At 70.9% G+C, this 23,352-nt stretch carries 19 protein-coding genes; 12 read left to right on the top strand and 7 right to left on the bottom strand.

Features of this window, described 5'->3' with window-relative positions; genetic code table 11:
- Positions 1-47 precede the first annotated feature (47 nt).
- Positions 48-821 carry an alpha/beta fold hydrolase gene (locus OG230_RS34530; RefSeq protein ID WP_328907705.1) on the bottom strand — a complete coding sequence of 258 codons (774 nt, stop codon included), beginning with the start codon at positions 819-821 and terminating at the stop codon, positions 48-50.
- A gap of 141 nt (positions 822-962) precedes the next feature.
- Here OG230_RS34530 and OG230_RS34525 point away from each other — a divergent pair, with 141 nt between their 5' ends.
- Positions 963-1,493 carry a PadR family transcriptional regulator gene (locus OG230_RS34525; protein WP_328907704.1) on the top strand — a complete coding sequence of 177 codons (531 nt, stop codon included), beginning with the start codon at positions 963-965 and terminating at the stop codon, positions 1,491-1,493.
- On the opposite strand, the gene OG230_RS34520 is transcribed toward OG230_RS34525, so the two are convergent.
- Positions 1,473-2,378, bottom strand: coding sequence for an oxygenase MpaB family protein (locus OG230_RS34520; RefSeq protein WP_328907703.1), 906 nt, complete (start codon positions 2,376-2,378; stop codon positions 1,473-1,475). The genes OG230_RS34525 and OG230_RS34520 overlap by 21 nt on opposite strands.
- Positions 2,379-2,619: 241 nt before the next feature.
- Here OG230_RS34520 and OG230_RS34515 point away from each other — a divergent pair, with 241 nt between their 5' ends.
- A complete protein-coding gene (locus OG230_RS34515; RefSeq protein ID WP_328907702.1) occupies positions 2,620-3,582 on the top strand; it encodes a hypothetical protein in 963 nt (320 codons plus the stop codon).
- Between the two features lie 66 nt (positions 3,583-3,648).
- On the opposite strand, the gene OG230_RS34510 is transcribed toward OG230_RS34515, so the two are convergent.
- The gene (locus OG230_RS34510; RefSeq protein ID WP_328907701.1) at positions 3,649-3,831 is read right to left on the bottom strand and encodes a hypothetical protein; all 183 of its coding nucleotides are present in this window, start codon (positions 3,829-3,831) and stop codon (positions 3,649-3,651) included.
- 83 nt (positions 3,832-3,914) lie between these two features.
- Positions 3,915-5,003 (bottom strand): fatty acid desaturase family protein, encoded by a 1,089-nt coding sequence (locus OG230_RS34505; RefSeq protein ID WP_328907700.1) that lies wholly within the window; start codon positions 5,001-5,003, stop codon positions 3,915-3,917.
- A 258-nt stretch (positions 5,004-5,261) separates the two neighbouring features.
- Here OG230_RS34505 and OG230_RS34500 point away from each other — a divergent pair, with 258 nt between their 5' ends.
- Complete coding sequence (locus OG230_RS34500) at positions 5,262-8,174, top strand: DEAD/DEAH box helicase (protein WP_328907699.1); 2,913 nt, start codon at positions 5,262-5,264, stop codon at positions 8,172-8,174.
- Entirely contained in the window at positions 8,171-9,505 is a 1,335-nt protein-coding gene (locus tag OG230_RS34495; protein ID WP_328907698.1) for an SWIM zinc finger family protein, read from the top strand. Before OG230_RS34500 ends, OG230_RS34495 begins: the two co-directional genes overlap by 4 nt.
- Positions 9,506-9,595: 90 nt before the next feature.
- Here OG230_RS34495 and nadE read toward each other — a convergent pair whose 3' ends face one another.
- Positions 9,596-10,426: an ammonia-dependent NAD(+) synthetase gene (nadE, locus tag OG230_RS34490; RefSeq protein ID WP_328907697.1), complete on the bottom strand. Its 831-nt coding sequence runs from the start codon at positions 10,424-10,426 to the stop codon at positions 9,596-9,598.
- Between the two features lie 295 nt (positions 10,427-10,721).
- On the opposite strand from nadE, the gene OG230_RS34485 reads away from it, so the two are divergent.
- The 6 genes from OG230_RS34485 to OG230_RS34460 all read left to right on the top strand — a co-directional run bounded on the left by OG230_RS34485 (position 10,722) and on the right by OG230_RS34460 (position 18,799).
- Positions 10,722-12,083 (top strand): esterase-like activity of phytase family protein, encoded by a 1,362-nt coding sequence (locus tag OG230_RS34485; RefSeq protein WP_328907696.1) that lies wholly within the window; start codon positions 10,722-10,724, stop codon positions 12,081-12,083.
- A 304-nt stretch (positions 12,084-12,387) separates the two neighbouring features.
- Positions 12,388-12,969 carry an N-acetylmuramoyl-L-alanine amidase gene (locus OG230_RS34480; RefSeq protein ID WP_328907695.1) on the top strand — a complete coding sequence of 194 codons (582 nt, stop codon included), beginning with the start codon at positions 12,388-12,390 and terminating at the stop codon, positions 12,967-12,969.
- A gap of 104 nt (positions 12,970-13,073) precedes the next feature.
- Complete coding sequence (locus tag OG230_RS34475; RefSeq protein WP_328907694.1) at positions 13,074-14,327, top strand: GAF domain-containing protein; 1,254 nt, start codon at positions 13,074-13,076, stop codon at positions 14,325-14,327.
- A 127-nt stretch (positions 14,328-14,454) separates the two neighbouring features.
- Positions 14,455-15,978, top strand: a complete 1,524-nt coding sequence (exaC, locus tag OG230_RS34470; protein ID WP_328907693.1) for an acetaldehyde dehydrogenase ExaC — start codon at positions 14,455-14,457, stop codon at positions 15,976-15,978.
- 929 nt (positions 15,979-16,907) lie between these two features.
- A complete protein-coding gene (locus OG230_RS34465) occupies positions 16,908-17,804 on the top strand; it encodes a class I SAM-dependent methyltransferase (RefSeq protein WP_328907692.1) in 897 nt (298 codons plus the stop codon).
- On the top strand, positions 17,801-18,799 hold the full coding sequence (locus OG230_RS34460; protein WP_328907691.1) for a polysaccharide deacetylase family protein: 999 nt from the start codon (positions 17,801-17,803) through the stop codon (positions 18,797-18,799). Before OG230_RS34465 ends, OG230_RS34460 begins: the two co-directional genes overlap by 4 nt.
- On the opposite strand, the gene OG230_RS34455 is transcribed toward OG230_RS34460, so the two are convergent.
- Both OG230_RS34455 and OG230_RS34450 read right to left on the bottom strand, forming a co-directional pair.
- Complete coding sequence (locus tag OG230_RS34455; RefSeq protein ID WP_328907690.1) at positions 18,765-19,433, bottom strand: arsenate reductase/protein-tyrosine-phosphatase family protein; 669 nt, start codon at positions 19,431-19,433, stop codon at positions 18,765-18,767. The genes OG230_RS34460 and OG230_RS34455 overlap by 35 nt on opposite strands.
- 34 nt (positions 19,434-19,467) lie before the next feature.
- On the bottom strand, positions 19,468-20,934 hold the full coding sequence (locus tag OG230_RS34450) for a polysaccharide biosynthesis tyrosine autokinase (protein ID WP_328907689.1): 1,467 nt from the start codon (positions 20,932-20,934) through the stop codon (positions 19,468-19,470).
- Between the two features lie 240 nt (positions 20,935-21,174).
- On the opposite strand from OG230_RS34450, the gene OG230_RS34445 reads away from it, so the two are divergent.
- Both OG230_RS34445 and OG230_RS34440 read left to right on the top strand, forming a co-directional pair.
- Positions 21,175-22,029: a glycosyltransferase family 2 protein gene (locus tag OG230_RS34445; protein ID WP_328907688.1), complete on the top strand. Its 855-nt coding sequence runs from the start codon at positions 21,175-21,177 to the stop codon at positions 22,027-22,029.
- Positions 22,026-23,351 carry a hypothetical protein gene (locus OG230_RS34440; protein WP_328907687.1) on the top strand — a complete coding sequence of 442 codons (1,326 nt, stop codon included), beginning with the start codon at positions 22,026-22,028 and terminating at the stop codon, positions 23,349-23,351. The genes OG230_RS34445 and OG230_RS34440 overlap by 4 nt, the downstream gene beginning before the upstream one ends.
- Position 23,352: the final 1 nt, after the last annotated feature.

Below are 23,352 nucleotides of genomic sequence, written 5' to 3'. Positions count from 1 at the left end.
AAGCGTCACACGCACCGCGTCACACGCACCGCGTCACACGCACCGCGTCACTCGAAGCGTCCGGCGATGGCTCCCACCAGGGCGTCGGGCCGGTCGAACATGATGTTGTGCCCCGCGCCGGGAACGGTGAGTACGCGAACCCCCGAAGCCACGAGCCCGTCCGCGCCCGGGAGTTCACCACTCAGGGCTCCCTGGAGATAGGTCCGCTCCGCGGTCGACTCCATGAGCATCCGCCGCATGGTGGGGTCGGTGCCACGCATCAGCCCGATCGCGGTGCGGTGCAGCGCCAGCGGGTCCGCCAGCCGCATCGTCGCCGCCCAGGTCGGGCCGACGCGCTCCAGCACACGGTCGAAACCGCCTCCGTGGACAAAGGTCTCCTCGGTCCACGACGCGATCCCGCTGCTTCCGGTCGGCGGCGAGGTGTACGGATCGAGATTGCCCTCGGCGAGCACCAGGCGCGCGACCAGCTCGGGTCGGCGGTAAGCGAGTACGACGGCGACCGCGCCGCCCATGCTGTGTCCGACGAGCTCCGCCCCGCGCACCCCTGCTCCGTCCAGCACGGCGGCCAGCGCGCCGGCATGGTCCTCCAGGGTGTACCCGAAGTCCGCGGGACGGTCGCTGATGCCGTGCCCCGGCAGGTCGACGAAGAGCGAGCGCCGCCCCGCGAGCGCCGGGGCGGCGGCGATATGGGCGTGATAGGCGGCCGACATCGCCCCCAGCCCGTGCACATAGACGGTTGCCTCTCCGCCGCCCTCCGTCCTCGTTCCCGATTCCGTCCACCGGATCCTGCTGCCCTGCTCGTCGAACTTCGCCTCGTACATCGACCCACTCCTCCACCGCCGCCGCAGCGCTCCACCGCATGCCTCGCACACCATCGGACCCGCACGATACATCGGCGCCGATGTATAGCGCCAGCGAAGTATGACGTCGCCGCTGTACCCGCCGTGCGGCAGAATGCGGGCATGCTGGAGCTCGCCATCCTTGGATTCCTGTACGCCGCCCCGCTGCACGGCTACGAGCTGCGCAAACGCATCACTGCCCTCACCGGACATGTGCGGCCGGTCGCGGAGAGCACGCTCTATCCGGCGATCAAACGGCTGGAGAAGGCGGGGCTGCTGGCCCGGGAAACGCAGCCGGGTGCCACGGCGGCCCCGCGCCACGTACTCACCCTGACCGACGAGGGCAGGGCTGAGCTGCTTCGGCGCCTCACCCTCCCCGCACGGGGGGACATCACCGACGAGAACCGCTGGTTCGTACTCCTGGCGTTCCTCCGGCACCTGCCGGACCCGGCGGCTCAGGCCGATGTACTGCGGCAGCGACTGGCGTTCCTCGAAGAGCCTGCGAGCTTCTTCTACGAGGGGGACCGGCCGGTGCGCGCGGAGGAACTGGACGATCCGTTCCGCCGGGGCATTCTCACGATCGCCCGGGCCACCACGGAAGCGGAACTGCGCTGGCTGCACACCACGCTGGAGTCACTCGACGGGCGCCTCTGACCCTCGCACGTGCGCGACCGGGCAGCCACGCACACCCGGGGTCGGGAACGTACCGAGCGACGCGACCTCGTAGCCGTTCCGGTATCCCTTGATCTCAGGATTCAGGCGTGCGTAGTGCGCGGTGGAACGGGGCGGCAGGAGGCGTACCGCTCGGGCACGCAGACGCAGCGCCGTGCGGGTCAGCCCGCGGGCGACGGGCCCCGGCCGTTCGTAACGGAAGGCCCGCAGCAACGAGTCGTCCAGCAGCGCGAGGCTGGCCCCGCGTGCGATGCGGTCGAGGGGCTTCGGATACCAGGAGGCCATCAGCGCGAGCGTGGCGTCGGACACCTCGCGCGCACCCTCGTCCCAGCCGAAATGCGCGTCCTCGTAGGCGTCGAGGGTGTGCTCGAACTCCTCGTACGTCTGCGGCACGCCCTTGATGCCCATGTGGGCGCCCAGCGTGCGGTAGTAGGCCGCGAAGGCCCTCAGCTCGTGGCTGGAGAGCCGCCGCCATCCGTAGGTGTCCAGCCAGCGTTTCGGCGTGACGACGAAGGTGCACAGCACGTAGCGCATGTCGTCGTTGCTGATGCCGTAACTGCGATGCATCTGGTTGATCCGCCGGACGGCGGTGCGGCCGGCCTCGCTGGAGAAGCCGTGCTCGACGACGGTGTCCAGAAGGAGGGCGGTGTCGTCGTATCTCTTCTGCGAACGGTCCGTCAGTTCCGCGGTCTCCGCCAGCAGTCGTCCGATGCTGGGAACGGCATAGGTGCGGTACAGGGCGAGTTCGAGGGCGCGTGCGATGTCCCAGGGGAACTCGTACGCCGCCGTCAGCCGGTAGATCTCCAGGAACTCCCGTTCCGGGTCCAGCTGCTGAATCTCCTTCAGCCGGTCGAACCGCTTCGCCATGCTGTCCCCCATCGCCGTCCGGACGTCCTCCCTTACGAGGATAAGGACGGATCGGCTGTTCGCGCGAGACCGTCGTCCGGGCGCTCCCGGAGTGTCTGCCCCGGCCCGGGCGACGCATTCGGACGGGCGGCCGGCGGTACGCCCCCGGCCGCGACCTCCCTTGTCAGGGCCTCGACGATGGGGTTACCGACTGGTTAAGGTGCGCCGACGGACAAGCCGTGACGAGAACGAGGAGGGCGCTGTGGCCGGGACGCACGACACGGTCGCCGACGACGACGCACTGTATGTGCTGACCGCGGTGCTGTTGACGCCCGCGCAGTTCCCGAGTGTGCTGGGCGACGACTACGTGGCCGCGTGTGGCGCGCTGGCCCTCGAGCCCTACGCCGAGGGGTACGGTCTCGTGCTGGGCCAGGACGGTGGCGGAGCCCGTTGGACCGTGGTCGTCGACGACGTCTCCCTGGTCGCGGTGGCCATCGCCTCCTGGGACTGCGGTATGGAGTACGACCTCTCGCCCGACGACCGTTCGGTGGTCTGCGCCCTGCCGGGCTGGCCGCTCGCGGTCGCGGTCGCGGCGCCCGGCGTACCCGCTCCGCACGATCCGCTGCCGGACCCGGACGCGGAGGGCGAAGAACCCCTCCCGCTGACTTCGCCGGACACGGAGACGTGGGGGCCCGCGCAGCGGCGCCTGGGCGCGGACGAGATCGCCTCGCAGTGGGAGGCGTGGCGCGAGCAGGTCGACGACGAGACGGCCTTCGGCCGGGCGCCTGAGAAGGCCGGCGCCCCGGACACCCAGGAAGACACGGAGGCGGGGCAGGAAGACGCTGCCGAGCCCCAGGCGGACGCCGGGAACGCGCAAGAAGACGCTGCCGACTCCCAGGAGGGCGCCGGCGAGGCCGAGGCGGAGGTCAGCGGCTCCGCAGCCGATCCCTCCGGCCGGCATCCCGGCATACGGAGGGTTCTCGACGAAGCCCGCGCCTACGCCGACGCGCCGCCACCGCCCGGCCGCATCCGGTCCGCCTTCGCCCCGGGCGGCGCCCGCACCCTGCGCGTCGACGGTCCCGGCTGGTCCCTGGTCGCCAGGACCGACGACATCGCGTTCGTCCTGCTGGACGAGGAGCCGGGCGAGGTGCTGCCGATCGGGCGCGGGCCGGAGCTGCCCGGCCTGCTGAAGGCGCTGGACGACATGGCCGTCCGGCCGGCCTGAGCGCGCCCGAGCGCCGCCCGCGGGGCGGGCGGCGCTGCGGCGCGGCAGGGGGCTATCGGCGCCGGGTCAGCGGCCTATCTCCTTGCGGCCGACCCTGCGGAGCCTGCGTCGCTGGGACGGGTCCAGCATCAGATATCCCACTGCCGGCACCCCGATGAGCACGAGCAGGGTCCACCAGAATCCGATGAGCGGCCACAGGATGGCTGCCGCGACAACTCCCCCGATGGCGATCTTTGCACCGTTGGACATGGTCCACGCCTCCTTCGCGGCCGGAGCCGCTCCTGCTGTGTGAACGCTTGTACGCGTCCATCGGTTCCTGGGAACCGCCACCCTTATCGGAGCGGTTCGCCGACCTCGTGCATGTGTGTCAGCGCCTGCCGGTAGGACTCGATGAGTCCAGTCTCCGCGTACGGCATGCCGATCGCCTGGCAGTGGGCCTTGACCAGCGGCTGGGCGCGACGGAGGTGGGGTCGGGGCATGCTCGGGAAGAGGTGGTGCTCGATCTGGTAGTTCAGCCCGCCCAGGAACCAGTCGGTGAGGACTGCGCCCCGGACGTTGCGCGAGGTGAGGACCTGGCGCTGGAGGTGGCCCCAGCGTTCGCCGTCGGGGTCGGGCATCTCCATGCCCTTGTGGTTCGGCGCGAAGGCCATGCCCAGGTGGAGACCGAACAGCGCGTGGTGCACAAGGGCGAACACGACGGCCTTGCCGATCGACATGGTGGTCAGGAGCAGCGTCGCGTACAGCGCGAGGTGGCCGACCATCAGGAGGCCCGAGACGGCCCTGTCACGCACGGGCTGGTTGCGCAGGAACTGGAAGCCGGAGACCTTGAGGGCGATGCCTTCGAGGAGCAGCATCGGGAAGAAGAGCCGGGCCTGGTTGCGCGTGAGCCAGCGTGCGAAGCCTTCGCGCTGCGCCGCCTGCTTCTGCGTCCACACCAGCGCCCCGACGCCGACGTCGGGGTCCTTGTCGATGTGGTTGGGGTTCGCGTGGTGGCGGTTGTGCTTGTCGTTCCACCACGCCTCGTTCATCCCGAGGAGCAGGTTGGAATGGACCAGCCCGATGTTCCGGCTCGTCCTGCGGTTGCTCGATATCTGGGAGTGCCCCGCGTCGTGCCCGACGAAGGCCATCCGGGACCACACCAGGGCGAGCGGCAGGGCGAGGAGCAGGGACCACCAGGTGTTGCCGAGGAGGACCAGGCCGGTGATCACGGCTCCGAGAGCGACGAAGTTGACCGCGATGCCCGCCGCGTACCAGCCGGCGCGACGCTCCAGGAGCCCTTCGCTCCTGACGGCCCGCAGGAGGGGCGCGAAATCGCTCCCGGCGTTACCGGAACCAGTGGAGCTGCCGAGGCTCTCGGAGTCGCCGGGTACCTCCGATCCGTCGCGAGTGTGTTCAGCAACGGTGGCTACCGCCTGGGGCATGACGTCTCCGGTCTCTGGGCATCTGCGCTGACCTCATGAAACGTACGGATGGGAGGCACGCGGCAGCCATGGCGCCACCACCCGGCCTTTCCGGGGGCATGCCCCCAGCACGGTTGGTGGTGCTGGCTACACCACGAGTCCCTGAAGGCAGAAATGAGTGACCTGAATCACAGCGCATTTCTCCCGGAAGGAGCGTCGGGTGGAGTACCCTCGGCGACCCCGGCCCCACTAGTCAAATTTGAGGAATCTGACATCGCTGTGCACAGGCTTCCTGCGGCAACGCTTTCCGAGATCTCTGAACTGTCCCGCTGCTCCGCAGTCTTCCTCCCCGCGGATCCGGCCCGTACCGGCCTGATCGCGTTCTGGAACCCGGACGGTAGCACCCCTCCCGAGGCCCCCGGGATTCAGCGGGAACTGACCGTCGTCGGGGCGGACGGCCTGCCGTACGTGGTACCGGCTCTGCTCCTGTCCGTAAGGGAAGCCCTGCCGGTTCTCACACGGGCGCGCGCGGGCGCGAACGCCTCCCCCGCCACCGCGTTCTGGGGCGCCGCGGGACTGCTCGCACTGCAACTCGCCGCTCGCGGACTGCTCCTGCCGGGACTGAGTGCCACCGATCACGACGCCTGGCGGGCCGGCCCGCTCACGGCCGAGGACTTCGAAAGGATCCGGACGCTCGCGGCGGCGATGCCGCCCACCGCCCACGCGGTCCCGCTCGACGAGGCGGCCGAGCCCGCCCTGCTGGCCGAACCGGAAGCGCTTCTGCGCGCATTCCTGGACGCCGTTGCCGACAGCCTCCCGCGCACCCCAGCCGCGGGGATCGCCACCGGAACCCCCGCCTTCGCTGCCAAAGAACCGCAGAAGATTGCTGATCAGCGCGGGTGGGCAGCTGATGTGGCAGCCGGCCACGACGCCGGGGTACGGCTCTCTCTCCGGATCGAGGTCTCCGGTATCGGGGAGTCGACGGAGAGCACAACCGGAATGGAGAGTGAGGCTCCTGCAGGGCCGACTTTCCGGGCCGTTCTGCAGATCCACAGTGTCAGCGACCCGACGCTCGTCGCCGATGCGGCCGACGTCTGGGCGGGCACCGCTCCGACGACTGCGGCTTTCGGCCCGCGGGCCCGGATGGACGCCCTGCTCGCGCTGCGCCGCGCCGCACGCGCCTGGCCTCCGCTGACACCTCTCCTGTCGGCCGCCGTGCCGGACTCCGTCGACCCCGCGGACGAGGAGATCGCCGAACTTCTGGGTCCCGCGGCGCGGGCGCTCGCCGCCACCGGCGTCCAGGTCCACTGGCCCAAGGAGCTGGCCCGGAAGCTCACCGCTCGCGCGGTGATCGGCCCGGTGGACCCGCATGAGACCGACGACGGCCAGGACGGCCCCAAGGGGCCCGACCGCACCGCGTCGGACACGCCGTCCTTCCTCTCCGCCGACGCGCTGCTCGCCTTCAACTGGTGGTTCGCACTCGGCGACCAGAAGCTCACCCGCGAAGAGCTCGACCGCCTCGCGGAAGCCGGCAGGCCGGTGGTGCGCCTTCGCGACCAGTGGGTGCTCATCGACCCGGAGGAAGCGCGCCGGGCTCGCGAGACGCAGGACCGCAAGGTCACACCCATCGACGCGCTCGGCGCCGCACTGACCGGGTCCACCGAGGTCGACGGCCGCCGCGTCGAGGTGGCGGCGACGGGCTGGCTCCAGCAGCTGCGGGACCGGCTGGCCGATCCGGAGGCGGGCGGGAACCGGACGGTCCCCCAGCCCACCGCGCTCACCGCGACGTTGCGCGACTACCAGCTGCGCGGTCTGAACTGGCTCAACACCATGACCTCGCTCGGCCTCGGCGGCTGTCTCGCCGACGACATGGGGCTGGGCAAGACCATCACGCTGATCGCGCTGCACCTGCACCGCCAGGGCGTCGACTCCGCCGCGGGACCGACGCTGGTGGTGTGCCCCACCTCCCTCATGGGCAACTGGCAGCGGGAGATCGAGAAGTTCGCGCCCGGCACTCCCGTACGCCGCTTCCACGGCGCGTCGCGCTCCCTGGAAGGACTCGCCGACGGAGAGTTCGTCCTCACCACGTACGGGACGATGCGGCTGGACGCCCCCCGGCTCGCCGGGGCCGACTGGGGCATGGTCGTCGCGGACGAGGCCCAGCACGTCAAGAACCCGTACTCGGCGACCGCCAAACAGCTGCGGACCATCGGAGCGCGGGCACGCGTCGCGCTCACCGGAACCCCGGTGGAGAACAACCTCTCCGAGCTGTGGGCCATCCTCGACTGGACGACCCCCGGCCTGCTCGGGCGGCTGGGCACCTTCCGTACCCGCTACGCCAGCGCGGTCGAGGGCGGCAACGATCCTGGAGCCGCCGAACGGCTCGCCGCACTGGTGCGCCCGTTCCTCCTGCGCCGCCGCAAGTCGGACCCGGGCATCGCGCCGGAGCTGCCGCCCAAGACCGAGACCGACCGCGCGGTGTCGCTGACCGCCGAACAGACCGGCCTGTACGAGGCGGTGGTGCGGGAGACCATGGCCGAGATCTCCGGCGCCGAGGGCTTCGCGCGCCGTGGACTGGTCGTGAAACTGCTGACCGCGCTCAAACAGATCTGCAACCACCCGGCCCAGTACCTCAAGGAGGAACGGCCCCGCATCGCGGACCGGTCGGGCAAGGTCGAGCTGCTCGACGAACTCCTCGACACGATCCTGGCCGAGGACGCGAGCGTGCTGGTGTTCACCCAGTACGTCCAGATGGCCCGGCTGCTGGAACAGCACCTGGCCGTACGCGGCGTCCGTACCCAGTTCCTGCACGGTGGTACGCCGGTCGCGGAGCGCGAGGCCATGGTCAACCGGTTCCAGGCGGGCGAGGCGCCGGTCTTCCTGCTGTCGCTGAAGGCGGCCGGAACCGGGCTCAACCTCACCCGCGCCGGCCATGTCGTGCACTTCGACCGCTGGTGGAACCCCGCCGTCGAGGCCCAGGCCACGGACCGCGCGTACCGGATCGGCCAGACCCAGCCCGTGCAGGTGCACCGGCTGATCGCCGAGGGGACCATCGAGGACCGGATCGCCGACATGCTGGCCCGCAAGCAGGGCCTCGCGGACTCGGTGCTCGGTTCCGGCGAGACGGCGCTCACCGAACTGACCGATGCGGAACTGGCCGATCTGGTGGAACTGCGAGGGGGCGCCCGATGAACGACCGATACGAGACGGACGACGACTACGAGGAGCAGGGCCTCCCGGCGGGACAGGAGCCGGAGCGCACCTTTTCCGCCCTGCCGCCCGCCAAGGGCCGCGGCTTCGCGACGTCCTGGTGGGGCCAGGCGTGGCTGAAGGCGCTCGAGGACACGGCGCTCGACGGCGAGCAGCTCAAGAAGGGACGCCGGCTGGCCCGCGACGGCAGGGTCGGCGCGGTCTCGGTACGGCCCGGCCGGATCACCGCGGTCGTCCAGGACCGGGACTCGGCCGCGTACCGCGGTGATGTGCTGCTCCAGCAGCTGAGCGAGGAGGAGTGGGACCGCTTCCTGGACATGGCGGTCGACCGTGCCGGGCACATCGCAGCGCTGCTCGACCGGGAGATGCCGCCGCATCTGGTGGAGGACGCGGCAGCTGCCGGGGTGGATCTGCTGCCGGGGATCGGGGACCTGGAGCCGGAGTGCACCTGCGAGGCGTGGGACCACTGCCCGCACACGGGCGCGCTCTGCTACCAGGTGGCGCGGCTGCTGGACCAGGACCCGTTCGTCCTGCTCCTGCTGCGTGGGCGCGACGAACGCCGGCTGCTCGACGAGCTCCAGGCCCGCAGCGCCGCCCGGGCCGTTCGGCAGGCCCCCGCGGCCGACGAGCAGGATAGGCCCGGTCCGGGTGCGCGAACCGGTGTCGAGGCACGGGAGGCGTTCGCGGCGCGGGACATCCTGCCGCCGCTGCCCGCCGTTCCCGTACTGCCCCCGGAGCCGGGGCAGGCACCGTCACTGGACACGGAGTCCGGCCCGGCACCGGGCATCGACCCGGCGGCGCTCGAGTTCCTGGTGACCGACAGCGCCGTACGTGCCTACCGGATGCTGGCGGAGGCACTGACCGAAGGCCATGAACAGCAGCCCGTTCCACGGGAGTTGACGGTCGCCGAGGACGCGGTGCGACTGGCTGCCGATACCCGGCCCGAGCCGTGGATCGCGGCCCGGATCGCCGCGGGAGCCGGGCGGCAGCGGGCCGATCTCGACGCGGCCGTGCGCGCGTGGCAGTACGGCGGGCCCGCAGCGCTGACCGTCCTCGACGAGGAGTGGGATCCGGACGCGGAGTCCCTGGCACGGGCCCGCACCCAGCTCGCCGAGGCGTGGGAGGAGGGCGAGAGGCCACGTCTGCGGGCCGGCCGCAGCCGCTGGACTGTCGCGGGTGCGGATGTCCAGCTCAGGTACGGGCGGGACGGGCGCTGGTGGCCGTACCGCAAGGAGCGGGGGCGCTGGATGCCGGTGGGCCCGGCGGACAACGATCCGTCGGGTGCGCTGGCGGGTGCACTGCCCGAGGCGTAGCCGGCGACCGGCCCGGCCCGGTCCGCTGGAGCGGCCGGGCCGGTCGCCGGCAGGGGACGATCCCGGTCGGCGGCCCTTCGCCGACCGTGCCTACGGGGCGATGGGCAGACGGCGCTTGTGGTCGGTGAGGCGGTAGCGGCCGACGATCGTCTCGAAGACCCGCTCGTCGACCGGCTTGCCTTCCAGGAAGTCGTCGATGTCGTCGTAGGTGACCCCGAGGGCGTCCTCGTCGGTCTTGCCCGGGTCGAGCGACTCCAGGTCGGCCGTCGGGGCCTTCCACACCAGCTCGGCGGGGGCACCCAGGGCGTCCGCGACGGCGCGCACCCGGCGCTTGGTCAGGCCGGTCAGCGGGACCAGGTCGGCCGCACCGTCACCGAATTTGGTGAAGAAGCCGGAGACCGCCTCGGCCGCGTGGTCGGTGCCGACGACCAGGCCGCCGTGCGCGCCGGCCACCGCGTACTGGGCGATCATGCGCTGCCTGGCCTTGATGTTGCCGTGCACGAAGTCCTGGTGGTGGGCGTCGCTGAAGCTCACCCCGGCGGACAGCGAGGCTTCGAGCGCGGCGTCGCTCGCGGGCTTGATGTCCACGGTCAGCACGTGGTCCGCCCGGATGAAGGTGAGCGCCAGCTGGGCGTCGTGCTCGTCGGCCTGGACTCCGTAGGGCAGCCGCATCGCATAGAACCGCGCCTCGTGTCCCGCGGCCCGGGCCCGCTCGACGGCGAGCTGGCAGAGGCGGCCGGTGGTGGTGGAGTCGACACCACCACTGATGCCGAGCACCAGGGAGCGCAGACCGGTGGAGGTCAGCCGCTCGGCGAGGAAGGCCACCCGGCGTTCGATCTCCCGCTCGGCCTCGAAGGTCTCGGCGACCTCGAGATCCCGGGCGATCTCCTGCTGCAGGGCGATGGACGCCGGCTCGCTCACGTCTGCTCCTTGGTTCCGGTTCACGGTGTGCTGTCGCAGCCACCCTATCCAGGGGGTGTCGGGGCGGATCCGGGGTGGTCGGGCCCAGGTGGGGACGGTGACGAGGAGTGCGCCGGAACCAGGGGCCGGGCAGCGGTACACATCGGGCAGCAGCGCGTCTCCCGACCAGGGCCGGCGAGCGGGCCGCGCCCGCGTTCGTCACGTGCTGTCCTCACGTTCAACTCGATGTCACCACGCGTTGAGGGCGACGGCGGAACCTGACGCTCGTCCGAGCGTCAGTGCATCAGGAGGCCCCATGTCCGCGCGTACCGTCCGTCGTTCTCTCACCGCCGGGCTGCCGCTCGCCCTGCTGGGGACGCTCTGCGTGGCCACCACGGCGACCGGTGCACAGGACCGCGCCGGACATCACGACAACGCCGCGGTACCGACCGCGGAGGTCACCGGGAGCGCCGTCCTCGGCGACATTCCGCTTGCCGGGTTCAGCAACGGCCTGCTGGCCGGTTCGGTCTCCGACGACCGCGGCGTGATGCTCGGGGGCATCGGCAGTGACATCTACCCGGCGGGCCGCAAGGGTGAGTACTGGACGGTCACGGACCGGGGCCCCAACGGCCAGATCAAGATCGACGGCAAGAAGCGGCGTACGTTCCCCGTGCCCGGCTTCGACCCCGCGATCGTGAAGATCCGCGTCAGCGGCAAGCGGATCGACGTGCTCCAGGCCCTTCCCCTGACGACATCGTCCGGTGCCGCCGTCACCGGCCTGCCGAACCAGCAGGGACGTGACGAGGCCCCGTACGGCCATGACGCGCGGACACCACTCGCGTACGACCCGAACGGCCTCGACACCGAGGGCATCGTGCGCGCGGCGGACGGAACCTTCTGGCTGGTCGACGAGTACGGGCCCTCCCTCGTCCACGTCTCCTCGCGCGGCCGGGTGCTCGCCCGCTACGTCCCCGAGGGGCTCCGGCTGGAAGGGGCCGGCTACCCGGTGGTCGAGGCACTGCCGGGCATCCTGCTGAACCGCAAGATCAACCGTGGGTTCGAAGGGCTCGCCCTGCTGCCCGGCGGCGATCTGGTGCTGGCCGTGCAGAGCCCGCTCTCCCTCCCCGACGAGGACGCGGGCGAGAGCTCGCGCAATGTCCGGCTGCTGCGCTTCTCGACGAAGAGGCACGCGGTCACCGCCGAGTACGCCTACCGCTTCGACCCGGTCGAGGTCGTCGATCCCAGCGAGGACGACACCTCCGAGCTGAAGATCTCCTCGGTGGTCGCGCTCGGCCGCAACACCCTGCTCGTGGAGGAGCGCACCGACAAGGCCGCGCGGCTGCACCGTGTGACCCTCCCCCACGGCTCCGGCATCCTGGGCTCGGCCTGGGACGACCCGGCGTCCTCGCCTTCGTACGAGGAACTCGCCGACCCCTCGGCGGCGGGCGTTCCCGTCCTGCACAAGAGTCTCGTCGTCGACCTCGGCACGATCGAGGGAATCCCCGGCAAGATCGAGGGCGTGGCGGTCACGGGCCGTGACACCCTCGCGCTGATCAACGACAACGACTTCGGGATGACGGACGGCGCCGAAGCCTTCGACGCGAACGGCCGGCTGGTCGACAGCGGCATCGAGACCTCGGTGACGCTGCTGAAACTGCCTCGCCCGCTCCGCGGCTGATTCCTAGGGCCTGTCGTCAAACTGCCGTCGTTCGGCCGAAGGCCGGGCCGTACCGTGATCCTGCTGTCGTCGCGTCAGGGCGAATCGACGAGGTTCGCTCAACGCACCTTCCAGGTAACCCTGTTGAGGATGCCCCTCCGCGCGATGAGATGCATGCCATCAACTGCGCCCGCATGGCCGGGAATCGCAAGGAGCGACGGCGGCCGGGGAACCGAACCGAGGGCTCCGTCGTCCTGTGCGGGAGAAGTCCCACCTGTTCCCGCACAGCCGACCCGCCCCCCGTTTCCTGCCCCCTGGAGTGCCGATGGACCGCAGAAGAATCCTTCAGGGCGCCGCGGTCACCGCCGCCGCGGCTCTCCTCCCCGCCTCCGCACGCGCGGTCGCCGCGTCCACCGGCGAGACGGACTATCCCCTCGCGACCTGGGCGCCTGCCTCCACCTCCAACTACACGGTCTCGAACCGCCCTTCCTCCTCTCCGGTCGACTTCGTCGTCATCCACGTCGCCCAGGAGACGTTCGGCGACACCGTCGGCATCTTCCAGAATCCGGCGAAGCAGGTCTCGGCCCACTACGTGGTGCGTTCGGCGGACGGCTACATCGCCCAGTGCGTACGGGAGAAGGACATCGCCTGGCACGCCGGGAACTGGGACTACAACACGCGCAGCATCGGAATCGAGCACGAGGGGTGGGTGGACCAGCCCGCGTACTTCACCCACGTCATGTACGAGCGTTCCGCGAAGCTCACGGCGAACGTGTGCGACCGCTACGGCATCCCGAAGGACCGCGCGCACATCATCGGCCACCACCAGGTCCCGGGCAGCGACCACACCGACCCGGGGAGCAACTGGGACTGGGTCCGCTACATACGCCTCGTCAACCTCTCCTGACCCCCGCCTGCCGTCGCTGCCGATTACTCTCCGCACCGAGGTTGTCGCGGGCGCCGACTGCGGCGACGATGGGGAGGCACGACACCCCTGGACGGGAGGGTGAGTTGACGGACCCCTGGGTGGCCCTGGCAGCCGATGCCGATCCCGGTGAACGGCTCCACGAACTGCGCCACGCACACGAGGTGTTCACCTCCGCGGGGCGGCTGGAGCGGCCGGTACGCACCGTGGTCGGCGAATCCTGGCGGCGCTCCGCGCGGGCGCGGGTCAGCCCGGACGGCGCGGCGCTGGTGGATCTGGACGCCGAGGACCTGGAGCCGTACCGTGCCGGCCATCCGCTGGCGCGCGTGATGCCGGTGATCCGCGAACTGATGGGCGCGTACGCGACGGACGGGGAACATCTGCTCGCCGTGTGCGACGCGCACGGCCGGCTCCTGTGGGTCGAGGGGCATGCGGCGGCCCGGCGACGAGCGGGGCTGATGAACTTCGTGGAGGGTGCCCGCTGGGCGGAGTCCGTGGCGGGGACGAACGCACCCGGCACCGCGATCGCCGTGGACCGCCCGGTCCAGGTGTTCGCCGCGGAGCACTTCCTCCGGCCGGTCCAGCAATGGACGTGTGCGGCAGCCCCGTTGCACGACCCGCACACCGGGCGGGTGCTGGGTGCGGTCGACATCACGGGCGGCGACCGGCTCGCGCACCCGCACAGCCTCGCCTTCGTACAGGCCGTGGCACGCGCCGCGGAGAGCCAGCTCGCCCTGCTCGCACCACAGCCGGCCGAGGACTGCGTGCAGCTCAGCGCGCTCGGCCGGGACGAGGCCCTGCTCGTCGCGGGGGGACGTAAGGTCCGGCTCAGCAGACGGCACAGCGAGATCCTCGTGGCACTGGCCCGCCACCCCGAGGGCATCGGCGGCGAGGAACTGCTCCTGGAGCTGTACGAGGACGAGTCGGTGACCCCGGTGACCCTGCGCGCCGAACTCTCCAGGCTCCGGCGGCTGTTGGGACCCGGACTGCTGCATTCGCGTCCGTACCGGCTGGCCGCACCGGTCGACGCGGACTTCGACACGGTGGCACGAAGGCTGGCCTCGGGAGCGGTGGCCGCCGCTCTCGGCGCGTACGCCGGACCTCTGCTCCCCGGCTCGCAGTCGCCTGCCGTCGTCCGCCTGCGCCACCGGATCGACGACCAGTTGCGCGCGGCGCTGATCGCCCGGAACGACCCGGGACTCCTTGCCGACTGGGCCTACAGCCCATGGGGCGAGGACGATCTCCCGGTGTGGCAGGCGCTGGCACGGGCGGTCCCGGCGGGCCGACAGGCAGCCCTCCTGGCGAGGGTGCGGAGGCTGGACGCGGAGCAGCGCGCCTGAGGTCCACGCGTGCGGGCGAGAGGCTCCGACGGGGCGGTGACGCAACGAGGTTGCAACGTTACGTTCCCTAGCCTCGCGCCGAGGGCCGTCCAACGGCGGGCGGCACCGGATCCGGGAGGCCACAGAGATGACCCGTTACGCTGCGCCGGGCACCGAGGGCGCGATCGTCTCGTACGAGTCGCGCTACGACCACTGGATCGGCGGCGCCTACGTCCCACCGGCGCGCGGTCAGTACTTCGAGAACCCGAGCCCCGTCAACGGACGCCCCTTCACCGAGATCGCGCGAGGTACGTCCGAGGACGTCGAACGCGCCCTGGACGCCGCGCACGCGGCGGCACCCGCATGGGGAGCGACCGCGGCGGGCGACCGGGCCAACATCCTCAACAAGATCGCCGACCGGATGGAGGCGCATCTGGAGGAGCTGGCGGTCGCCGAGAGCTGGGAGAACGGCAAGCCGGTACGGGAGACTCTTGCCGCCGACATCCCGCTCGCCATCGACCACTTCCGGTACTTCGCGGGTGCGTTGCGCGCCCAGGAGGGTTCGCTCAGCGAGATCGACGACGACACCGTCGCGTACCACTTCCACGAGCCGCTGGGCGTGGTCGCCCAGATCATTCCGTGGAACTTCCCGATCCTGATGGCCACGTGGAAACTCGCTCCGGCGCTCGCCGCAGGCAACGCGGTCGTGCTCAAGCCGGCCGAACAGACCCCGGCGTCCATCCACGTCTGGCTCAAGCTGGTGGCCGACCTGCTGCCGCCCGGCGTGGTCAACATCGTCAACGGCTTCGGCGTGGAGGCGGGCAAGCCGCTCGCGTCGAGTCCGCGCGTCGCGAAGATCGCCTTCACCGGCGAGACGACGACGGGCCGGCTGATCATGCAGTACGCCTCCGAGAACATCAAGCCGGTGACGCTGGAGTTGGGCGGCAAGTCCCCGAACATCTTCTTCGACGACGTGTGGTCCGCGGACGACGACTTCCGGGACAAGGCCCTCGAAGGATTCACCATGTTCGCCCTCAACCAGGGCGAGGTGTGTACCTGCCCCTCGCGCGCGCTGATCCAGCGGGGGCACTACGCCGAGTTCCTGGAGGCGGCCGTCGCCCGCACGGAACAGATCGTGCCTGGTCATCCTCTGGACACGGACACGATGATCGGCGCGCAGGCGTCCAACGACCAGTTGCAGAAGATCCTTTCGTACCTGGACATCGGCCAGCAGGAGGGCGCGAAGATCCTGACCGGCGGTCAGCGGATCGAACACGGCGGCGACCTGGAGGGCGGCTACTACGTCCAGCCGACGATCTTCGAGGGCGACAACCGGATGCGGGTCTTCCAGGAGGAGATCTTCGGCCCTGTGGTGGCGGTGACCTCGTTCTCGGACTTCGACGACGCCATCAGCACGGCCAACGACACGCTGTACGGCCTCGGCGCGGGCGTCTGGACCCGCGACGTCAACACGGCCTACCGCGCCGGGCGCGCCATCAAGGCGGGCCGCGTCTGGACGAACTGCTACCACGCCTACCCGGCCCATGCGGCCTTCGGCGGATACAAGCAGTCGGGTATCGGCAGGGAGAACCACAAGATGATGCTGGAGCACTACCAGCAGACGAAGAACCTTCTGGTGTCGTACTCGCCGAAGAAGCTGGGCTTCTTCTAGACACCCAAGAAGGGCGCCTGAGCAGGTGATTTACCTGCCAGGCGCCCTTAAGCGCCAGGCATCTAGGCTGTGCAGCGAGATACGCGGTAACTCCCGATATCGCCCAGTCCTATCCCACTTCCGACCAGCTGTTCCGGGGCATTTCCGGGCCAAGGCCCGCCCTACGTGTTGTCCTGCGCGGAGTCGTCCGATCCCTCCCATCTCCGCATCGACTCCTCTATCAAGCTGTTGGCATGATTCCGCGCCTCGGCCAGGAGCTTGGCGTCGTAGCGGAAGAGGACCTGGATACTCTGTCCGGCCCTGCGCGCACACTCAGCGGGGTCGACACCCGAGGCAAGCCAGAAAGAGATTCCTGCATGGCGCAGGTCGTAGGGGCGCCTCACCAGCTCAAGGGCAAGCTCGTCGAGGGTGAGCACCGCCTCGCGTGCCCGTCGCCATGTAATGCAGTACGCAGCGGGGCCTATGTAGTTGCCCGCAGCATTGCGGAACAGGCGACCGTCGGGTGGGACACCGAAGCTGTCGCCAAGAGACCATCATCCGTCAGGCGCCTCTCGCTCGCCCTACCTAGGGCGGAGCCAGGTTTGCGCTAAAACTCCCAGTTTCGCCCACCGCTGCCCACTCCTGACCAGCCTTTCCAAAAGAGGACCCCGATGCCCTGGCCCTCACGGCGGGCGCATTCGGCCGGGTCCACACCGGAGTACAGCGAGAACGCCATAAGCAGTTGCGTCCACGTAGTTTCCACCTGGTTCCGGAACAGCCGACCGTCCGGCGCCACACCGAGCACCCCTGCCGGCCGCAAGGCTTCCTGAATCCCTGCTCCGCCCTCGGGTGCGGCGTCGGCCGCACCCGACTCTCCAGTCGAGTGACATCCCGGGAGGGCTGTGCATTTCGCTCGGTCAAGAGGGTTTCGCCCCTTCTAGGGTGGGCCGGTGCAGCCCACTTCTCTGACGCGGCGGCTGGCCGCCAGTCCGCTCGCGCCCATCGCCGCCTTTCCCCTCCGGTTCGCCACCGTCGCAAGACACAACGCGTCCGTCCTACGCCGCTCCGGCAGTTGGCTGGTCCGGTCCCGTGAGAACGCCTGCTTCACCTACGACCTCACCCCGGTCAACCGTGAGCACCTCGCCTGGTTCACCGCCACCGTCACCGGGCGGCCAGTCGAGGAGCTACGCGGCTACCTCGACGAAGTCGAGGCCGACGTGGCGTTGCGCACCCACATGCGAAAGGTGCTCGCCGCCGGACCCCGGCGGCGGACCTGCGATCATCTGGTGCGCTATGCGCGGCGGGCCGCCGCCTACGCCGTGGTGCGGGCTCTGCGACCCGAGCATGTCGTCGAGGCAGGGGTGCATCGCGGCATCACCAGTTGTCTGATCGCTGCCGCTCTGCTGCGCAACGGCCACGGGCGGCTGACGGCCGTGGACTTCGATCCGCAGTCCGGGGAGCTGATCCAGGACGGCCCGTACGCCCCTGTCGTCGACCGGGTCGTAGGCGATTCGGTCGCCGCCCTGGGCAGTGCGCGCGTGCAGGAACAGGGCATCGACCTGCTCGTGCTCGACACGTACGTCGACAGCCGGCACGAGACCGCCGAGCTCACGGCCGCGCTGCCCGCGCTCGGCGAACGGGCCGTGGTGCTGTCGACGACGAGCCACTTCCTGGGCTCGCTGGCGGAGTGGTCCGAGCGCCACCACCGCGCCTTCCTGCATTTCCGCGAGGACCCGGCCCAGCACTGGCATCCCGGCGAGGGGTACGGCGCGTCCTTCCCCTGCGCGTCACCCGACCTCTTCACCCATGTCTCCCCCGACGCCGCGACTCCCGGGCGCCCCGGATGAGCCTCACCACGGACGCGGCCCGCCGCACGGCCTGGTACGAACGCTACGAACGGTGGCACGGCCTCGACCGGGCGCTGCGCCGCTCCCCCGCCCAGCTGTGGTTCCGTCACCGCGCCGTCGGCCGCCTCGCCGTGCTGGGTTATCACGGCGTCGAGGATCCGGCCGCCTTCGCCGCCCAGCTCGACCGGCTCATCAGGACCGCCCGTCCGGTCTCCCTCGGCCAGGTCGAGGCGGCGGTGCGCGACGGCGTCCCACTGCCGCCCCGCAGTGTGTTGGTCACCTTCGACGACGGCGACCCGTCCGTACTCGAGCACGGGCTGCCGCTGCTGACCGAGCGGGGCATCCCCGCCGTGTGCTTCGTCATCGCAGGGCTCATCGGCACCGACGAACCCTTCTGGTGGGACGAGTTGGAGCATCTGCTCGCACACGGCGGAACGTATCGCGGCCTGTCACGGGACATCCCTCCGCACGCGGCGGCCTACGCCCTCAAGCAGCTTCCCGACGCCCAACGCCTGCACTCCTTCGCGGAGTTGCGGAAGACAGCCTCCGTGACCGCGCCCCGCAGGCGTCAACTCACCGCCGCCGACCTGCGTACGCTCGAAGCGGGTGGCGTCACGATCGGCAGCCACACCCTCACGCATCCGTGCCTCGACCGCTGCGACGAGACGACGGTCCTGGACGAAGTGCACGAGTCACACCGGCTACTGACGGCACATCTGGGGCACGCACCGACCGCCTTCGCCTACCCCAACGGCGACTTCGACGCACGCGCCGACGCCGTGCTGCGCGAGCTGGGCTACCGCTCCGGCTTCCTCTACGACCATGCGCTGAGTGACCCGGCAGCCCAGCACCCGCTGCGCCTCAGCCGCCTGAGGGTATCGACGCGTACCTCGCCGGCCCGGTTCGCGACGGTGTTGTCAGGCCTGCAGCCCGCCGTGTACCGGACCGGTCTCGGTGTGGTCAGAGCCGTACGACAGGTCCGCGCTCGGCGCTGAGCAGGGCGGCGAGCCGGACGGCCACCGCGTCGATGTCCTCGCCGCAGCGCCGCAGCACGTCGTAGGACTCGCGCCAGGGGTCGGCGATGTCGTCGTCCGCGGGACGGGGTGCGCACACCGTGCCGCGGCGGGCGACGGCTCGCGCGACGACGTCGATCCCCTGCCCGGGTCCGGCGTCGCCCTCGGCGAGCCGGACGAACTCCTTGAGCGTGAAGCAGCGGCGCAGCGCCACCGGGACCAGCCGCACCGCGGCTTCCCGGTGTTGGCGCTCCAGACCCAGCACCAGTGAGGCGCCCGCCACCAGTTCCGCCGTGAGGAGCCGGGGCCGGAAGCCCCTGGCATCGCCGCCAAGACCCGTCAGCACGGACCGGGTGGCCCGGTCCATCTTGTCGCCCCACGGCGCCTCGGTGCCCGCGCTACCGACCCGCACTCTCGTGTCCGGTCCGAGTCTGGCGGCGAGAAGGCGTTCGGCGAGCGGCGACCGGTAGGTGTTTCCCGTGCACACGAAGAGCACGGTGAAGGTCGCACGCGGATCGGTCAGCCCATCGGACGAACCCGCCGACGGGGACAGGCCGGGCTCGGTCGCGGGCCGGGCGGACACGGAGCGTGCCGTCGGCGCGGGTTCGGGAATCATCGGCGGGCTCCTCTGCCGGCGCCGTTCCGCCGCGTCATCCGCGCGCCTCGGCGTCCTGCGGGTCGCCCGCGGCCCGTCGTCGCACCGCGGGGCGGGGCGCGGGCAGTTCGCCGTACGTGCCGTAGCTGCCGTACCCGCCCTTGGCGACATCCGCCATGTTGAAGACCACGCCCAGCGGGCGGGCGCCGACGTTGCGCAGCGAGTCCACGGCGGTGCGGACCTGCTCGCGCGAGGTCTTCGAGGCCCGAACGACGAGGAGGGTGCCCTGGGTGAGCGGGGCGAGGCCGACGGTGTCCGCAACGGGGAGCAGCGGCGCGGTGTCGACGATGACGACCTCATAGGCGGCGGCGAGCTCCTGCAGCACCTCGCCCATCTGGGCCGAGGAGAGCAGCTCGGTGGGGTTGGGCGGCATCGGTCCGCTGGTGAGGACGGCGAGTCCGGCGTTCGCCTGCTGCATCACGTCCGCGGCCGACGCCTGCCCGATCAGGACGCTCGTCAGTCCCGCGTCCTGGACGAGTCCGAAGGTGCGGGCCAAGCAGGGCCGGCGCAGGTCGGCGTCGACGAGGCAGGTGGCGATGCCCGCCCGGGCCAGGGAGACCGCCAGGTTGGCCGCGGTGTTGGTCTTGCCCTCGCCGGGCAGGGAGCTGGTCACCGAGATGATCCGGGGCCGCTCGCCGACCTGGGCGAACTGCAGGTTGGTGCGCAGTCTGCGGAAGGCCTCGGCGCGCGGCGAGTGTGCCGCCTCGCCCACGGTGATCGGGTGGAGCGGGGCGTCGTTGTCGAAGGGGATCGTGGCCAGCGGCGCCAGCGCGGTCAGCTCGCTCAGCGCCTCGGCGGTCTTGAAGGTCGTGTCGAGGGTCTCCCGCAGGGCGGCGAGTGCGACGCCGAGCAGGAGTCCGCCAAGCAGCCCGACCGCGAGGTTGAGCAGCGGCCTCGGCGAGACGGGGACACTCGGCACGGTTGCTCGCTGGGTCACTCCGAGGGTCACCGGGGAGACCGGCGCGGCATCGACAATCTCGGGGTCGAGGTCGGAGACGACGGTGCGGGGGGTTTCCAGTCGCTCGACGACCCGGCCGAAGCGGACGGCGACGGCGTTGGCGGTGCGGGCGGCGCGCTGCCGGTCGGTGTCGGACACCGTGATGTCGATGAGGACGGTGTTGACGGGCGCCTCGGCCCGGATGCGTCCGGCGAGCTCGTCCGGCGTAGTGGGCAGCCGCAGCTCCTTGACCACCGCTTCGGTCACCTGACGAGTGTTCACGATGTTCGCATACGAAAGGACTCGGGCCTGCGAGAAGCTCTGCCCCTGGTTGAGCTGCATGGTGTCGGACCCGGCGTGGGTGGCGACGAACAACTGCGTGCGGGCCTCGTACACGGGAGTGGTCAGCGCGTTCACCGCCCAGGCCGCGAGGGCTCCGAGCAGCAGGCACGCGGCGCAGGACGGCCAGCGTCTGACGACGACGGTCAGGAAACCGCGGAGATCCAAGGAATACCCCTCAGCCATGCCAGGACGAGACGCCTGACTTTTCCGATTCATCCATACTTGCGTGTTGAGCATAGGCATTCGCTCCACGGCATCACACGCAGCCGAGCCGCACGTTCAGCCGTGCGTGGGCCGGCCCCCGGGGCTGTACGGCCAAGCGGGCGGTCGACGGCGCCCTCTTGAGTGTGGTCCGGCGATTCTCCCGGCACCGTGTTCAAGACTCGTGCGGCACGTATCCGCAGAACGCAACCCGAGGGCCGTATGCCGCCAACTCCGCACGTAGCCGTCCTGATGACCAGTCACAACCGGTGCGCCAAGACCCTGTCGGCGCTGGCCGCGCTGGACCGGCAGCGTGCGCTGCCCGCCGGGACCGTGGTGCGCACCCACCTGGTCGACGCGGGCAGCAGGGACGGTACGCCGGATGCCGTACGGCGCATCCACCCCGAGGTGCGGCTGCGGAGTGTCGGCACGGACGTCTTCTGGGGTGAGGGCATGCGCATCGCCAGCCGTGAGAGCTGTGCCGCCGGCGCCGCCGCCTGGACGCACCAGCTGTGGCTCAACGACGACGTCGAACTCGCTGACGACGCCCTGGCGGTGCTCCTCGCCACCGCGCAAGAGGTCGGCGAGGACGCGGTGGTCGTCGGCGCCGTGCGCTCCCGTGAGAACTTCGGCGCAGGCACCGGCACCACGTACTCCGGCCGCCGGGGCCGCGCCCTGGACCTGGTCGAACCGACCGGCCGCCCCGAGCCCTGCGACACATACAACGGCAATGTCGTCCTGCTGCCGCACGCCGTACGCGAGCGCGTGGGGGACATCGACCGGCCCTTCAAGCACGGCATGGGCGATTACGACCACGGGTTCCGCGCGCGGAAAGCGGGCTTCCGGATCTATGTGGCACCGCACCACGTGGGCGTGTGCGAGGCCAATCCGCCACACGCCGGCTCCCGTGAACCCGGCATCGATGTACGCACGGCGCTGCGCCGGGTCACCTCGCAGCGCGAACTGCCGCCCCGCCAGTGGTGGGTCTACTGCCTGCGGCACAACTGGCCCTGGGCGCCACTGCTGATGGTCTCGCCCTATGTGCGGACCGTTCTGCGGGCGACGGCCGCCCGGTGACCCCCACGCTCCTGCTCTTCGCCCTCACCAGCCTGCTCACCCTCGGCATGCTGACCGTCCTCTACGTACGAGCGCCCGTCGTCGGTGTCGCGCTGCTGCTGACCGCCGGGCTGTGGCCCGCAGCACGTTCCGAGACCGTGGTCCACCTGGGCGTGAGCCTGACGCCGCAGGACCTCCTGGTGTGCTGCGCGCTGGCGGCGGCCGCCGTCAATCTGCTGCGGCGCCCGCCCCGCGCGCACCGTGTCCTGCTGCTCCTGGCGGTCATCCTGCTGCTGACGGCGGGATCGTTCCTCGTCGGAGCGGCCACGTTCGGGCCGCAGGCCGCGGGCAACGACATGCGGATGCCGTTCCTGTACGTCTTCGGGCTCGCCCTCTACGGCCTCACGCTGCCGTACACCGAACGGCTGGTGCACCGCCTGGCCGCCCTCTGGGTGGCAGCGGCCTGCGTCGAGACCCTGCGGGCCGTGCTGTGGTGGGCAGAGCACGGTATCGGCTCGGCCGTGGGACAGATCCTGATCGACGGACTGGCGACCGAGTCCCGCGCGCTGTCGGCCCCCGAGGCACTGCTGATCGCTCAGGCGGGGGTGATCCTGCTGTACGCGACCCCGCTCGGCGCCCGCCGCCATCTTCTCGCCGCTCCCCTGCTGCTCGCCGTGGTCCTGCTGCAGCACCGGACGGTGTGGTTGGTGGCCGCCGTGATGCTGGCCGGCTGGCTGTTCACCGGCCCCGGAGCGGGCAACGCCTCGGCCCACGGCCGACGCGTGCTGCGCCTCGGGCTCGCGGCGGCCGGACTCTGTCTCGCCGTGTTCGCCGTCTCGGCCGGGCTGCTCGGCCGCTTCGGCACCGGCCTGACCGTCTCCGCCTCCGAGAGCGGCACGCTCGCCTGGCGGGCGACGGGCTGGTACGAACTGCTCGGCACACTCGACGGCCCGGGAGAGTGGCTGATCGGCCGGCCCTTCGGCTCGGGGTTCGACCGGGTGGTCGAGGGCCTGATCGTCGGCGTCTCCCCGCACAACTACTTTCTTCATCTACTTTTGCGCATCGGGCTGTTGGGCCTCTTCGCCTTTCTCGCCCTGTACGCGGCGGTACTGGCGCCCGCCCTTCGGCGCGGCGCCGACCTCACCTCCCGGGCCCTGGGCATCCTCGCCTGCGGCCAGCTCGTCTTCGCGCTGACCTATCAGGTCCACCCCGAACAAGGCCTTGTCCTCGGCGTGCTCTGCACTCTCGCCGTCGGCGTCGCACCGCACCCCGCGCAGTCCGGGCCGGCTCGTCCGCCCGCACATCAAGAGATCCGCCCCGCGCTCCCCGTACCGAACAGTTGAG

Source organism: Streptomyces sp. NBC_00234, from assembly GCF_036195325.1.
GTDB lineage: Bacteria > Actinomycetota > Actinomycetes > Streptomycetales > Streptomycetaceae > Streptomyces.
This window is presented reverse-complemented; position numbering and strand designations above follow the sequence as displayed.